We start from the raw sequence: 14,887 nt of genomic DNA, 5'->3' as shown, positions 1-14,887 counted from the left end.
CTAAAGTATTAGCAATGCTTATGGAATCTTAAGGCAATTTAAATTGTTGCGCCTCGTTCGTGGCGATACAGTGACTGAAATAACTCATGAAACAAGAGGGAAAGTCACTGTGGGCAACGCGCATCCTAATCAGCAGGGCATCGACAGCACCGTTGGAAATATTAAAAATACTTTAGGAAATAAGGGCCTGAACCGCGACAGCCTGAAGGCCGTGCTGGACGAGCTGATCCGGCTGGCCGGCCATACCGACTGGTGGGCCCAGGACCGCTACCCGGCGCCGGAGGAAGGCGAGCGCCAGGCGCGCTACCTGATCAGCGAAGACGCCGACAAGCAATACGCGCTGTACTTGAACGTGATGCGGCCGGGCAAGCAGATCGTGCCGCACAACCACACCACCTGGGCCTGTATCGCGGCCGTGGAAGGGGTGGAATACAACTACGTCTACGACCGCACCGACGACGGGTCGGTGCCGGGCGTGGGGCATCTGGAAAAGACCGGCACCGTCGTGGTTGGCCCGGGCGCCGGCATCGCACTGATGCCTGACGACATCCACGCCGTCGAGATCCAGGGCGACAGCGTCATCCGTCACCTGCATATGTACGGCCGCGCGCTGGAAACGCTGACCGAGCGGCTGGCCTTCGATCTGGCCGCTGGCACCTGCAAAGTCATGCCTATCGGCGTGCTGACCCGTCGCTGATCATGGACAAGCCCTATCGGTCCGCGACGCGGCTGCTGCGCGCCGGGCGCCCGCATGGCGGCTGGGTCAACACCCCGGTCACGCGTGCCAGCACCTATGTGTTCGACAGCGTCGCGGCCTGGCGCGACACGCGGGCGCGCCGCGAACAGGAACGCCTGCCGTCCTACGGCGCGCGCGGCACCGACAGCACGCACGCATTGGAAGACGCGCTGGTCGAACTGGAACAGGGCTTTCGCGCCAAGCTGTTTCCCACGGGGCAGGCGGCCATCGCCACGGTGCTGCTGGCTTATCTGCGCGCCGGCGACCATGTGCTGGTGACTGACGCCGTTTACGAGCCGGTGCGCCGCTTTTGCGCCGAACATCTGTCGCGCCTGGGTATCGAGTTCTCGTATTACCCGCCGGATGGCAACGGCCTGTCCCAGTGGGTGCGTCCGAACACCCGCATGATCTACGCCGAATCGCCGGGTTCACTCACCTATGAAATGCCGGACCTGCGCCGCCTGGCCGAGCTGGCACGGCAACACGATTGCTGGCTGGCTGTGGATAACACCTGGGCTTCCGGATTGCTGTGCCAGCCGCTGTCGCTGGGCGCCGATATCTCGATTCTTGCCGCCACCAAATATCTGGGCGGCCACGCCGACGTGATGATGGGCGCGGTCGTGACCAACTCGCGCACCTGGCGGCCATTGGACCGCGCAGGCATCGACTTCGGCCAGACCGTCGGCGCCGACGACGCCTTCCTGGTGCTGCGCGGCATGCGTTCCCTGCCGTTACGCCTGGCCCAGCATGCCCGCAGCGCGATGCGCGTGGCCGAGTGGCTGCAGGGCAGGGCAGAGGTTGCGCGCGTGCTGTGCCCGGCGCTGCCTGGCGATCCGTCGCATGCCGTCTGGCAGCGTGAATGTTCCGGCACCAACGGCCTGATGACGCTGGAGTTCGCGGCGCCCATCACCGACGCCGACATGGAGCGCGCCATCGATGCACTGCGACTGTTCGGCATCGGCGCTTCGTGGGGCGGCTTCGAAAGCCTGGTGATTCCGGTGCAGCTGGGCAATGCGCGATCGCTGCCGGCACCGCAGGTGCACGGTCCGATGCTGCGCCTGCATATCGGGCTGGAAGACCCGGAAGACCTGATCGCCGACCTCGAACACGCGTTGACCCAGTTGCGGCCTCAGCGCTGATATCCGCCATTCCCCCATTTCCGATTCCAGAGAATTCACTGATGCATCCCCATTCCGACCTGAACACGGCCGACGTCGATTCCCACACGCTCAAGGGCTGGCTGCATGACGGCAGCGAGATTGCGCTGCTGGACGTGCGCGAACATGGTCAATACGGCGAGTCTCACCTGTTCTATGCCGCGCCGGTTCCGTACAGCCGGCTTGAAGCCGACATCGTGCGGCTGGCGCCGCGTCGCGGCGTGCGGGTGGTGGTCTATGACGAGGGCGGCACGGACGACACGGCGGCGCGCGCGGCGCACGCATTGCGCGGATTGGGTTATCCACAGGTGTATCGCTTGGCAGGCGGCATTGCCCAATGGTTGCGCGACGGCTATGCGGCATTCGCCGGCGTCAACGTGCCCAGCAAAACCTTCGGCGAACTGGCCGAAGAAGTTTTCCACACCCCCCGCATCGGTGCCCGTGAACTGGCCGAACGCCAGCGTCGCGGCGACGATCTGATCGTGCTGGATGGCAGGCCCTTTGCCGAATACCAGAAGATGAGCATTCCGGGCGGCATCTGCTGCCCCAACGGCGAACTGGCCTTGCGTGCACACACCCTGGCCAAGGACCCCGCCACCACCATCGTGGTCAATTGCGCCGGGCGCACACGCAGCATCATCGGCGCACAGACGTTGATCAATCTTGGCGTGCCAAACCCTGTCTACGCGCTGGAAAACGGCACTCAAGGCTGGTATCTGGAAGACTTCAAGCTCGACCATGGCGCGCAGCGCCGCTACGCCGATAGCGTGGCGCCCGAAGACCTGCCGGCGCTGGTGCAGCGTTCAGCCAATCTGGCCGAGCGCCATGACGTGCCGCGTGTCGATGCAAGTCAGGTACAGCACTGGCTGAATGACGCCAACCGCAGCACCTTCCTGTGCGATGTCCGCAGCGCCGAAGAATTCGCGCAAGGGTCCTTGCCCGGCGCACAGCACACGCCGGGCGGCCAGCTGATCCAGGCCACCGACCAATATCTGGCTGTGCGCGGCGCGCGCATCGTGGTGTTCGATGCCGAAGGCGTGCGCGCACCGGTCGTGGCCAGCTGGCTGCGCCAGATGGGCTGGGACGCAAGCGTGCTGCAAGAGGGTGTCGCTGCAGCGCTGAATGTCACCGCGGCTTCGGTCGACGTGCCGGCCGTGCCGGTGCTCGACGATACTGCGCTGGCTGCTGCATCGGCCCAAGGGGCGCAACTGGTCGATATTCGCGCCAGCATGCGTTATCGCGCCCACCATATCGCGGGGGCGCAATGGTCGATTCGCCCGCGCTTTGCCGATCTGGCGCTGGATCCCGCGCAACCGGTGGTGCTGCTGGCCGACGAGCTGGCCGTAGCCGCCTGGGCGGCGGCGGATCTGCGGGCGCTGGGTGCGCGCGACGTCAAGGTCAATCTCGGATCGCCCGCCGGCTGGTCGGCCGCAGGCCTGGCCCTGCAAGCCACACCTGACGAGCCCGCCGACCGCGATTGCATCGACTACCTGTTTTTCGTGCACGACCGCCACGACGGCAACAAGGCCGCGGCGCGTCAGTACCTCGCCTGGGAAACCAATCTGGTCAAGCAGATCGACGAGCGCGAACGCGCCGCGTACCGCTTCCCGGCGCAGTAACCCGCGCGCTGCGCAAGCGGCCGCACGACATGCTTCATCCGATCAGCACGCCCCGGCGCCCAGCCGCCGGGGCGCGGACGGTTCATGGCGAACCGAAATGCAACGGACGGCCGAGTATCCGGCCGCCGACAACAAGGGGAAGTACCGATGACAAAGCAACACGTGCTGCAAGCTTGCAGAACCGCGGCGGCCCTGGCCTGCCTGGCATGGGGGGCCAACGCCCACGCCCAGGCGCTCGCGCCGCTGGCCGACTATCCCAAACAGGCAATCACGGTCGTGTCGCCGTTTCCGCCCGGGGGCGGCAACGACGGCGTCGCGCGGCTGATCGCGCAGGAGCTCGGCGCGATCACGGGGCAAAGCGTGGTGGTGGAAAACCGATCCGGTGCCGGTGGCAACGTGGGCACCTCGCAAGTCTCACGCGCCAAGCCGGATGGCTACACGCTGGTGATGTCGCAGACCAGCGTCATGGCCGTCAATCCGCGTCTGTACAAGAACGTAGGCTTCGATCCGGTCAAGGACTTCGTGCCCATCTCGCAGATCACGTCCGCGCCGCTGGTGCTGGTCTCGCGCAGTGAAAGCGCCTACAAGTCGTTGGGTGACTACCTGGACGCCGCGCGCAAGCAACCGGGCGTCATCACCTACGCCACGCCGGGCAATGGCACGATGAGCCACCTGATGGGCGCGCTACTGTCGCAAAAGGCGGGCGTCAAACTGGTGCACGTGCCGTACCGCGGCGCCGCGCCCGCCATCACCGATCTGATGGGCGGCACCGTGGACATGCTGATCACTTCGCCCGCATCGGCCGAGCCCATGGTGGCGGCCGGCAAGCTACGCATCCTGGCACTCAGCCACGACAATGGCATCGGCATCTTCAAGACCGCGCCCACGCTCAAGCAATCGGGCCTGGACGGCATCACCGCCGACGACTGGTATGGTCTGTTCGCACCCGCCGGCACGCCGCCCGACCGCATCGCCTATCTGGCAAAGGCCGTGGCCCAGGCCATGAAGTCGCCCAACGTGATCGCCAAGATTCAGGCGGGCGGCAGCCAACCCGTGGGCAGCGCGCCCGATGCTTTCCAGAAACGCTTGCAGCAAGACACCGTGTACTGGGCAGACATGGTGAAGGTGGCGGGCGTGTCGGTGGATTGACGCGCAGTTATACCGTCAACATCTTGCCCACCGCTGCCTTCAGCGGCGGGAAGGCCGGCATCTTTTCGGCATTGGTGTTGGTGACCAGGTGATCGATGCGGCCCACCTCGCAATACGATACGCGGCTGCACAGGCCGATCTTGCTGAAGTCGGCCAGCAGCACGCGTTGCTTGGCGTTGGCGGCCATGGCGCGGGCGACTTCCGCCTCGCGCAGGTCGTAGCTGGTGGCGCCGCATTCCGCATCCACGCCGACCGGCGAGAGCAGCGCCAGGTCGGCGCGGTAGCGGTGGATTTCGGCGATGGTGATGTCGCCGGCCGTGGCGCACACCGGGCCGCCCACCGAGCCACCCAACATGATCAGTTCGTTGGCACCGTTGCCGGCCGCGCCGACCTTCAGCGCCACGTCGAACGAATTGGTGATGATGGTCAGCCCGGTCAGCTTGGCCAGTTCGTCGGCCAGCACGCTGGTGGTGCTGCCCGCGTCAAGAAACAGCGTCTGTCCGCTGCTGACCAGGCCTGCCGCGGCGCGTGCGATGGCGCGCTTGTATTTGACGCGCGTGTGCACGCGTTCGGTGATGGGCGGCTCGCTGTGCACCGGCACGGCGCCGCCGTGCACGCGGCGCAGTTCGCCCATCGCCTCCAGTTCCAGCAGGTCTCGCCTGACGGTTTCCCGTGATACCCCCAGTTCGCCGACGATACGGTCGGTCGATACCTGCTGCAGGGAAGACAGCAGGGCGCGGATTCTTTGATACCGCTCTTCTTGCCACATATCGGATGCTTCCTAATCTATTTGCGGCGCCGTGCCGCCAGCGCGATCAACGCGCGCATCGCCAGCAGGGAACCGCCCACGACCAGCATGATAAGCGTCGAATAGGCTGCCGCCTGCGAGACGAACCCCGCTTCGTCCAGCCGCAAGACAGAAACCGGCGCTACGCTGACCGAGGGCGTCACCAGGAAAATCACCGCGGACAACGTGACCATGGACCGCATGAACAGGAAAAAGAACACGCCAAGCACCGTGGGGGCGATCTGCGGCAGCACCGCATCGCGCAGTATCTGCCAGGTGCCGCCGCCCAGGCAGCTGACCGCTTCTTCCAGGGCCTGCGGCACTGCGCGCATGCCCGTCATCATCGTCAGGAAACCCTGCGTGTGATAGTGGTAGAAATTGCATAGCGCGATCAACGCGGCGCTGCCATACAGCGCATAGAGCGGCGTGGCCGGCGAGTTGAAGGCGAAGATATAAGACAGGCCCAGCACCAGACCAGGCACGCCCACTGGCAGCACCGACACCAGGTACACCAGCTTGGCCCAGGCCCGCGGAATGCGGCATACGCCGAAGGTCAGGAAGAACAGCAGCAGCACGCCGCCGGACGCGGCGGCCAACGACAGGTACAGCGACGTCCACAGCGGCGCATAGCCACCGCTGACCGTGATGTCGTAGTGCTTCAGCGTCCATTCCATGCGGTAGGGCCACAGCCGCATGAAGCTGGCGAACACCACGGTGGCGACCGTGGCCACGATCGTGCTGGTACACAGCAGCACTCCCACCGTGAAGGCGCGGTCGCGACCGCGCGCCGGCTGCGGCGTCACGCGCAGGCCGCTGGGTGATGCAGCGCCGAACTGGCGCTGCGACGCCACGCGTTCGATCTGCACCGAGATCAACGACGGCAGCAGCAGCAGGATGCCCACCACCGATCCCATGCCGAAGTTCATCTGGCCAGACACCTGGCTGTAGATCTCGGTGGCCAGCACCTTGTAGTTGCCGCCGATCACCGCAGCGTTGCCGAAGTCGGTGATGGTGATGACGAACACGACGAACGCGGCGCTCAGCAATCCGAACTTGCAGTTCGGCAACGTGATGTCGAAGAACTGCCTCGTGCTGGATGCGCCCATGACTTCGGCCGCGTCGTAGTAGCGCGCATCGGTGTTGCGCAGCGCCGCCTGCAGGATCAGCACCGCCTGGGGCAGGGCGTAGAACACATTGGAAATCAACAGGCCCCAGAAGCCATAGATATCGAATTCCCAGCCGGTCCAGCGGTGTACCAGGCCGTTGCGGCCCAGGATGAAGATCAGACCCAGGCCTTGTACCAGCGACGGCGCCAGCAGCGGCAACACCAACGCCAACTTGACGTAGGCCTTGCCGCGCATGCGGCTGCGGTCCAGGCCGTAAGCGATGGCAAAGCCCAGCAGCAGGCTGACGACGGTGGTGGCCGCGCTCATGGTCAGGCTGTTGGCGGTGGCGGTCAGGATGCCGCGGGTCGCGAACACCTCGGCATAGTTGCCCAGGCCGATCCCGCCGTCCTTTTCCACCAGGCTGCGCCAGGCCACGGTTGCCAGCGGAAACAGGAAAAACAGCGCCAGGCCCGCCATCGGTATGCCGACGCAAGTCCACAGCAGCACCCGGTCCAGCGACCAGGGCGCGCGAGCGGCGGGGGCGGATGCGGTCGCGCTCATGCGGGCGGTGTTCACGCGGCGGCTCCCGGCCGCCCTGTCGCGACTGCCGGCGTCATACGCGGACCCAGGCGCATTGTCCCGGCTCCATGTCCAGGCGTACCGGCGCGCCTTGCGACAGTCCGGCCGCGCCCTGTTGTTCCACCAGCAGTTCGCGGCCTTGCCAGTCCACCCGCAAACGCGTCAGGTTGCCCATGAAGGTCATCTCGCGCACGCGTCCGGAGCCTTGGTCGTCGGCGGCGATGCGCAGGCTCTCGGGGCGCAGGCAGGCCTCGAAGCGGTCGCTGGCGCCGTCGGGCCGCGTGGCCAGCAACGCTGGCATCGCCTGGCGTACCCAATCGGTGGGCAGCAGATTGCTCAGCCCCACGAAATTGGCCACGAACCGCGTCTGGGGGCGCAGATACAGGTCGGACGGCGACCCGACTTGCTCCACGCGCCCGTCATTCATGCACACGATCTTGTCGGCCAGCGTCAGGGCTTCTTCCTGGTCGTGGGTCACCATGATGGTGGGAATTCGCAGCCGGCGCTGCACCTCGTGGATTTCCGCGCGCATGTCCGTGCGCACGCGGGCATCCAGCGCCGACAGGGGTTCGTCGAGCAGGATCAGGGCGGGGTCCACCGCCAGCGCGCGGGCCAACGCCACGCGCTGCTGCTGGCCGCCGGAAAGCTGGTGCGGATAGCGCTGTGCGTAATCGGGCAGCTTGATCAGCGCCAGCAGCTCCGTCACGCGCGCCGCGATGCGGTCGCGGCTTTCGCCGCGTATGCGCAGGCCGTAGCCGACGTTCTCGGCCACGGTCATGTTGGGAAAAAGCGAATACGACTGGAACACGATGCCGAAGCCGCGCTTGCGCGCCGGCAGCGTCGACAGATCGTGGCCGCCCAGCATGATGCTGCCCGCATCGAACGGCAGCAGTCCCGCCACGATGCGCAGCAGCGTCGTCTTGCCGCAGCCGCTGGGGCCCAGCAAGCAGACGAATTCGTGTTCACCGACAGACAGGTCGATGCCTTCCAGCGCTACCGCGCCATCGAAGGTCTTGCGTATCCCGCGCAGTTCCAGGTACATGGCTGCTCCAGCTGGGCGCTGCGGCCGGCGGCACCGGCCGCATGCCATCAGCGTTTGATGGTGTCTTGCCAGGTCTTGATGGTGGCGTCGCGCTCGGCGGCCGATTTCTGGAAGTCCACGGGGTACAGCACCGCGGTCAGGTCCCTGGGCAGGCCGGCGGCTTCGGCGGCCTTGTTCGGTGCCGCGCCGGGAATCGTCACCAGTTCCTTGTACTTGCTGTACAGGCCGCCGGCTTGAGCCGACAGCGTCCAGTCCAGGAAGCGCTTGGCGTCCGTCGGGTTCTTGGCGGTCTTCATCAGGCCGGACGCTTCCAGCTCGTAGCCCACCCATTTCGACGGAATCACCATCTTGACGGGGAAGCCTTCCTCGATGGATTGCATGGCAGGGAAGGCGAAGGACACGCCGATCGCATATTCCCCGGCACGCGCCATCTTGCACGGACGCGAGCCGGATGGCGTGTACTGCGCCACGTTCTTGTCCAGGTCCTTCAGGTACGCCCAGCCCTTCTCGGCGCCCAATCCTTGCAGCAGCGCCACGATCTGCAGGTAGCCCGTACCCGACGCCGCAGGGCTGGGGATGACGATTTCACCCTTGTAGACGGGCTTGGCCAGGTCCTCCCACGATGTCGGCATGGGCAGGTTCTTCGATTTGAGCCGATCGGTATTCACACAGAACGCGGCTACATAGCCCGTCGCGGCGAACCACTTGTTGTCGGCGGCCTTGTACTGGGCGGGCAGGGCGTCGATGCCTTTCGCGGCATAGGGTTCCAGCAGCTTCTGCAGCCGCGGGTCCAGCATGTTGCTGACGGCAAAGCCCCAGATCACATCCTGCTGGGGGTTGCCCGCTTCGGCGATCAGGCGTGCACCGAGATCGCCGGTGGACAGGCGCAGCACGTTCACCTTCACGTCCGGCATGGCGGCGTTGGCGGCCTTCAGGTAGGCGGCGATCTCGTCTTCTTCCAGGGCGGAATAGACCGTGATGGCGCCCGCGTGGGCGGCCTGTGCACAACTTAGGGAAATTACTGCAACCACAAGGCTAAGCTTCTTCTTACATTGCATGATGGAACTCCGGAAAGGAATACACGGCAACGGCGGTGAGCTACGGATTGCGGACAGCGGCCTGCTGTAAGACGGTTGGGTTGCTTTTTTAGGTATATTTGCAAATTTGTGGCAACGTGTCTAGACTGGAAAAACCTTAATCGCATGGGTTTTTTTGGCGCTGCGCCACGCCTGGGAGCTCGTCAATGCAAACTTCGCCGCCGCTTACCGCGCAGCAACTGGCCGCTTTTTCCTCGTTCGCCCAATCGCTGGCGGACCAGGTCCGGCCCCTGTCGCGCCAGTGGTTCCGCCACCCGCTGTCGGTGGATACCAAAGCGGATGAAAGTCCCGTCACCCAGGCCGACCGCGAGGTCGAAGCCGCATTGCGCGCGGCCATCGCCGGCCAGTACCCCGATCACGGCATCTTCGGCGAGGAATTCGGCGCCAGCCATGCCGAAGCCGAATGGGTATGGTCGCTGGACCCCATCGATGGCACGCGCGCCTTCATCTCCGGGAATCCGTTGTGGGGCACGTTGTTGGCGCTGCTGCACCGCGGCCGCCCGGTATTGGGGCTGATCGATATCCCGATGCTGGGCGAACGTTGGCTCGGCGCCGCAGACGCCCCTGCGCGCTTGAACGGCGAAGTCTGCCGCGCCAGCGGCTGCACCGAGCTGGGGCAGGCGATTCTCTACGCCACCTCGCCCGATATCTTCGAAGGCACCGATCTGGCCGCGTTTGATACGCTGACCCAGTCGGTGCGCATGCGCCGCTACGGCGGCGATTGCTACAGCTACGGCCTGCTGGCCAGCGGCCACGTCGACCTGGTGGTCGAGGCGGGCCTGCAGCCTTATGACTATCTGGCGCTGATGCCCGTCATCGAAGGGGCGGGCGGCGTCATTACCGATTGGTCGGGGCAGCCGTTAGGCCTCGCGTCGCAGGGCCGCGTGATCGCGGCTGCCACACCGCAACTGCATCGCGAGGCGATGCGGGTGCTGGGGGCGGCCAAGACCTGAAACGCCATGCCCCGCGACCCCGCAAGTCAACGCAACGCTTCAGCCACGGACAAGGTGAACAAGCATGCATGCACTAGGGGTAGCAACGGTGGAAGACGCAGAGCGGCTGGTGCAGGCCAGCACGCTCTCGCATATCAAGGTCGGCCTGTCTGACGTCGATGGCGTCATGCTGGGCAAGTACATCCGGCGCGACAAGTTTCTGTCCGCGCTGCGCGGCGGGCTGGCGTTCTGCGACGTCGTGTTCGGCTGGGACCTGGACGACCAGCTCTACGACAACACCAAATACACCGGCTGGCACACGGCGTATCCGGACGCCAAGCTGCGCATCGTGCCGGCCACCGGCCGCCGGTTGCCGCTGGAACAAGGACCGGGCGGCGAAGACATGCTGCTGTTCCTGGCCGAGTTCGAAGGCCCAGCGGCCGAGATCTGCCCGCGCCGCCTGCTTCACCGCACGCTCGACCGCGCGGCCGACATGGGCTTCGAGGTCTACGCTGCGCTGGAATACGAGTTCTTCATGTTCCGCGAGACACCGCATTCGGTGCGTGCCAAGCACTATCGCGACATGGAGAACTGGACGCCCGGCAACTTCGGCTATTCCATGCTGCGCAGCACGGTGCAGGGCGATTTCTATCGCAAACTGCTGGACATGTGCGAGCGCATGGACATGCCCATCGAAGGCCTGCATACCGAGACGGGCCCGGGCGTGCTCGAAGCCGCCATCGCGGTCGACCAGGCGGCCGCCGCCGGCGACAAGGCGTTTCTCTTCAAGACCTTCACCAAGGCGCTGGCGCAGCAGAACGGCCTGATGGCTACCTTCATGGCCAAGTGGTCGCATGACCATCCCGGCCAGAGCGGCCACATCCATCTATCGCTACGCGAACGCAAGAGCGGCCGCTCGGCCTTCTACGATGAATCGCAGCCCCACGGCATGAGCGCGACGCAGACTGCGTTCATGGCGGGCGTGCAGCGTTACCTGCCGGAATTCATGGCGCTGTACGCGCAGACCATCAACAGCTATTCGCGGCTGGTGCCGGGCTATTGGGCACCGCTGGACGCCACCTGGGGCATGGAAAACCGCACGACTGCGCTGCGGCTCATTCCGGGCAGCGATAAGTCGCAGCGCGTCGAAGTGCGCATCGGCTCGGCCGATGCCAATCCCTACCTGGCGCTGTCCGCCGCTTTGGCATCGGGCCTATACGGCATCGAACAGGGCCTCAAGCCCGAGCCCATGGTGCAAGGCAATGCCTATACCCAGCAGTTTCCCGCGCACCTGCGTTTGCCCATCACCTTGTGGGAAGCGGCGCAACGCCTGCGTGAATCCGAAGCGGCGCGCCACCTCTTCGGCGATGCCTTCGTCGAGCACTACGCCGCCACGCGTGAATGGGAAGAACGCCAATTCCGGCGCCACGTCACCGATTGGGAATTGGCTCGGTACTTCGAAATCATCTGACCACGACGACGCGCACCACACTTATCCACAGCTTGTACGCATAGGGCCGCCATGACGCAGGAACTCATCACCATCAGTCCCATCGACGGCCGCGAAGTCGTGCGTCGTCCCTACGCCAGCGAAGCGCAGATCGCGCAGGCGCTGGCCGACGCGCAGGCCGCGCAAGCGCCATGGCATGCGTTGGGCATCGAACAACGCGCACGCATTCTGTCAGAGGCCGTCACGCGTTTCGTCGCGGCCAAGGCCGAAGCGGCGCGCGCGATCACGATTCAGATGGGGCGGCCGCTGCGCTACACGCCCGGCGAAGTGGATGGCTTCGAGGCGCGTGCACGGCACATGATCGGCATCGCCGCCGCGGCGCTCGCACCGATACGCGTTCCCGAGCTGGCCGGCTTCACGCGTTTCATCAGCCGCGAGCCCATCGGCGTGGCGTTGACGATCGCGCCCTGGAACTATCCGCTGCTCACCGCCGTCAACAGCATCGTGCCGGCCTTGATGGCGGGCAACACCGTCATCCTCAAACACTCCGACCAGACTCCCCTGTGCGCCGAACTGATCGGCCGCGCGTTCAACGAGGCAGGCGTGCCGCCGGGTGTGTTCCAGTACCTGCATGCCAACCACGACATTGCGCAGCGGTTGATTCGTGCGCCGGAAATCGGCTACGTGTCGTTCACCGGCTCGGTGCGTGGGGGGCGCAGTGTGGAACAGGCTGCCGCCGGCCGCTTCATCGGCGTAGGCCTGGAACTGGGCGGCAACGATCCGGCCTATGTGCGGGCGGACGCCAAGCTCGACCACGCCGTCGAAACCCTGGTGGATGGCGCGTTCTTCAATTCGGGCCAGTCTTGCTGCGGCATCCAGCGCATCTATGTGGCGCGCTCCTGCTACCAGGAGTTCATCGACCGCGCGGCGAGCCTCACGAACGACTACGTGCTGGGCGATCCCCTGCGCGCCGAAACGACCTTGGGTCCCGTGGTGCGCACGCGGGCTGCCGATGAGGTGCGGGAAGTGATCGACGAAGCCCTGTCGCGCGGTGCCCGCAATCTGGTCGACGCCAACCGCTTCGAGGCCGCTCGTGCCGGCACGCCTTATGTGGCGCCCGCACTGCTCACGCAGGTCGACCACCACATGCGCATCATGAACGACGAGTGCTTCGGACCCGTGGTCGGCGTGATGCCGGTGGACAGCGACGAAGAGGCCGTCGCGTTGATGAACGACAGTCCCTACGGCCTGACCGCGGCCGTGTTCACGCAGGACGAAGACGCCGCATTGCATCTGGGGCGCCAGGTGCGCACCGGCACGTTCTTCATGAATCGCTGCGACTACCTGGACCCCGCGCTGGCATGGACTGGCGTCAAGCACACCGGCCGCGGCGTATCGCTGTCGCAGGTCGGCTACGAACAACTCACCCAAGCCAAATCCTTTCATCTGCGCAGCGTGGCTTAAGGCCGCGCGACCAGGAGCCGACATGACTGTCCCCAGCGTCAACTGGAACTATCCCACCGCCATCAAGGCGGGCCCCGGCCGCATCAAGGAACTGTCGCATTGGTGCCGCGAACTCGGCATGGCAAGACCCTTGCTGGTCACCGACCCGGGCCTGGCGGCATTGCCCATGATTGGCGAGGCCGTGCGTGCATGCCGGCAGGCGGGCCTGGAATGCGGCCTGTTCCACGAAGTGAAGGGCAATCCGACCGGGCGCAATGTCGACGACGGCGTGGCGCGTTATCGCGAAGGCCGCCATGATGGCGTGATCGCGTTCGGCGGCGGCTCGGCGCTGGATGCTGCCAAGGCCATTGCGCTGATGGCGGGCCAGAACCGTCCGCTCTGGGACTTCGAAGACGTGGGCGACAACTACCTGCGCGTCAATGTCGCGGGCATGGCGCCGGTGGTGGCGGTGCCGACAACGGCGGGCACCGGTTCGGAAGTGGGCCGCGCCTCGGTCATCACCGACGAGGCCGCGCACGTCAAACGCATCATCTTCCACGCGCGCATGCTGCCCGCCATCGTCATTCTTGATCCGGAACTCACCACGGGCCTGCCGCCGAAGATCACCGCGGCCACCGGCATGGATGCGCTGTCGCACAACCTGGAAGCCTACTGTTCGCCGTTCTTTCATCCCATGGCCGCCGGCATCGCGCTGGAAGGCATGCGCATCATCAAGGAATACCTGCCGCAAGCGGTTGCCGACGGCGCCGATCTGCAGGCGCGCCAGCAGATGCTGGTGGCTTCCAGCATGGGCGCCACCGCGTTCCAGCGCGGCCTTGGCGCGATGCATGCGCTGGCGCATCCGCTGGGTGCGTTGTACGACGCGCACCACGGCATGCTCAACGCCATTCTCATGCCGTATGTGCTCAAGGCCAACCAGCATGCCGTCGCACCGCGGCTGCAGGCGCTGGCTCGCTACCTGGCGCTGCCGGACGACAACCCGGGTGCGGTGCTGGACTGGGTGCTGGCCTTGCGCGAAACCGTGGGCATCCCTCATACCCTGGCCGACATCGGTATCAACGACTCCGAAGCTGAGCGGGTAGGGCGCATGGCCAGCGAGGATCCGTCGGGTGGAACCAACCCCGTGACCTACACGCCAGACCAGTACGCTGAACTTTTCCGTGCAGCCGTTCGCGGAATCTTGTAAGCTTCGCCCCCTCTGCGCGGAAACGCGGCGGAGGTAGAACAAAAGATTTGAATATTTTTCGTCCCAGGCGTTTGACAGCGGATTTGAAAGTGTTCATAATCTCAAGTTCTCCGCTGGAGGGGTGCCCGAGTGGTTAAAGGGGGCAGACTGTAAATCTGTTGACCTTGCGTCTACGTTGGTTCGAATCCAACCTCCTCCACCAGAGACCCATACCTGAATCCAGGCGATGTTTGCCTGGATTTTAAAATGTAGGCCTAGGGAACTGGGCGGCCTTCGCAACGAAGGTTGGAAAGTTCCCCGGGCCTTGATTTTGAAAGTCTGGGATAGAGATGGTGAAAGGGTAGCCCGCGGGTGTAGCTCAATGGTAGAGCAGAAGCCTTCCAAGCTTACGACGAGGGTTCGATTCCCTTCACCCGCTCCAAGATTTACATGCCCATGTGGCTCAGTGGTAGAGCACTCCCTTGGTAAGGGAGAGGTCGCGCGTTCGATCCGCGCCATGGGCACCATTAATTTCCAAAGTTCTTTTCTTCAGTCAGAAGCGCAATCCAGGTCAGGAGTCAGCCATGGCAAAAGGCAAGTTTGA

The 14,887-nt window shown here is 65.0% G+C and carries 12 protein-coding genes and 3 tRNA genes; 11 read left to right on the top strand and 4 right to left on the bottom strand.

From position 1 onward, the window contains the following. Positions 1 to 109: 109 nt before the first annotated feature. The 4 genes from U858_RS0127730 (at position 110) to U858_RS0127715 (ending at position 4,661) form a co-directional block, all read left to right on the top strand. On the top strand, positions 110 to 697 hold the full coding sequence (locus tag U858_RS0127730; RefSeq protein WP_025140373.1) for a hypothetical protein: 588 nt from the start codon (positions 110 to 112) through the stop codon (positions 695 to 697). A 2-nt stretch (positions 698 to 699) separates the two neighbouring features. Continuing rightward, positions 700 to 1,875 carry a cystathionine beta-lyase gene (gene metC / locus U858_RS0127725; protein WP_025140372.1) on the top strand — a complete coding sequence of 392 codons (1,176 nt, stop codon included), beginning with the start codon at positions 700 to 702 and terminating at the stop codon, positions 1,873 to 1,875. Between the two features lie 41 nt (positions 1,876 to 1,916). After that, positions 1,917 to 3,512 carry a rhodanese-like domain-containing protein gene (locus tag U858_RS0127720; protein ID WP_025140371.1) on the top strand — a complete coding sequence of 532 codons (1,596 nt, stop codon included), beginning with the start codon at positions 1,917 to 1,919 and terminating at the stop codon, positions 3,510 to 3,512. 147 nt (positions 3,513 to 3,659) lie between these two features. Beyond that, positions 3,660 to 4,661 carry a tripartite tricarboxylate transporter substrate binding protein gene (locus tag U858_RS0127715; RefSeq protein WP_025140370.1) on the top strand — a complete coding sequence of 334 codons (1,002 nt, stop codon included), beginning with the start codon at positions 3,660 to 3,662 and terminating at the stop codon, positions 4,659 to 4,661. 7 nt (positions 4,662 to 4,668) lie between these two features. On the opposite strand, the gene U858_RS0127710 is transcribed toward U858_RS0127715, so the two are convergent. Genes U858_RS0127710 through U858_RS0127695 form a run of 4 tightly spaced genes read right to left on the bottom strand, consistent with a single transcriptional unit; the run spans position 4,669 to position 9,233 of the window. Next, entirely contained in the window at positions 4,669 to 5,430 is a 762-nt protein-coding gene (locus U858_RS0127710) for a DeoR/GlpR family DNA-binding transcription regulator (RefSeq protein ID WP_025140369.1), read from the bottom strand. A 17-nt stretch (positions 5,431 to 5,447) separates the two neighbouring features. Beyond that, positions 5,448 to 7,115: an ABC transporter permease subunit gene (locus U858_RS0127705; protein WP_029954369.1), complete on the bottom strand. Its 1,668-nt coding sequence runs from the start codon at positions 7,113 to 7,115 to the stop codon at positions 5,448 to 5,450. 52 nt (positions 7,116 to 7,167) lie between these two features. After that, a complete protein-coding gene (locus U858_RS0127700) occupies positions 7,168 to 8,175 on the bottom strand; it encodes an ABC transporter ATP-binding protein (RefSeq protein WP_025140367.1) in 1,008 nt (335 codons plus the stop codon). Between the two features lie 47 nt (positions 8,176 to 8,222). Next, positions 8,223 to 9,233: an ABC transporter substrate-binding protein gene (locus U858_RS0127695; protein ID WP_025140366.1), complete on the bottom strand. Its 1,011-nt coding sequence runs from the start codon at positions 9,231 to 9,233 to the stop codon at positions 8,223 to 8,225. Positions 9,234 to 9,418: 185 nt separating this feature from the next. Here U858_RS0127695 and hisN point away from each other — a divergent pair, with 185 nt between their 5' ends. From hisN to U858_RS0127660, 7 genes are all read left to right on the top strand, one after another. After that, complete coding sequence (gene hisN / locus U858_RS0127690; RefSeq protein ID WP_025140365.1) at positions 9,419 to 10,225, top strand: histidinol-phosphatase; 807 nt, start codon at positions 9,419 to 9,421, stop codon at positions 10,223 to 10,225. A 64-nt stretch (positions 10,226 to 10,289) separates the two neighbouring features. Further along, positions 10,290 to 11,675, top strand: coding sequence for a glutamine synthetase family protein (locus tag U858_RS0127685; RefSeq protein ID WP_025140364.1), 1,386 nt, complete (start codon positions 10,290 to 10,292; stop codon positions 11,673 to 11,675). Positions 11,676 to 11,726: 51 nt separating this feature from the next. Beyond that, positions 11,727 to 13,118, top strand: a complete 1,392-nt coding sequence (locus U858_RS0127680) for an aldehyde dehydrogenase family protein (protein WP_025140363.1) — start codon at positions 11,727 to 11,729, stop codon at positions 13,116 to 13,118. 22 nt (positions 13,119 to 13,140) lie between these two features. After that, positions 13,141 to 14,304, top strand: coding sequence for an iron-containing alcohol dehydrogenase (locus tag U858_RS0127675; RefSeq protein WP_025140362.1), 1,164 nt, complete (start codon positions 13,141 to 13,143; stop codon positions 14,302 to 14,304). Between the two features lie 115 nt (positions 14,305 to 14,419). Next, positions 14,420 to 14,506 (top strand) — tRNA-Tyr (locus U858_RS0127670). Positions 14,507 to 14,651: 145 nt separating this feature from the next. Further along, positions 14,652 to 14,725 (top strand) — tRNA-Gly (locus U858_RS0127665). Positions 14,726 to 14,735: 10 nt separating this feature from the next. Continuing rightward, positions 14,736 to 14,810: transfer RNA gene (locus U858_RS0127660), tRNA-Thr, on the top strand. The last annotated feature ends 77 nt before the right edge of the window (positions 14,811 to 14,887 follow it).

Source organism: Achromobacter sp. DH1f, from assembly GCF_000633435.1.
In the GTDB taxonomy this organism is placed as follows: domain Bacteria; phylum Pseudomonadota; class Gammaproteobacteria; order Burkholderiales; family Burkholderiaceae_B; genus Achromobacter; species Achromobacter deleyi.
The sequence above is the reverse complement of the archived record's forward strand: the minus strand, read 5'-3'. Positions and strand labels throughout refer to the sequence as shown.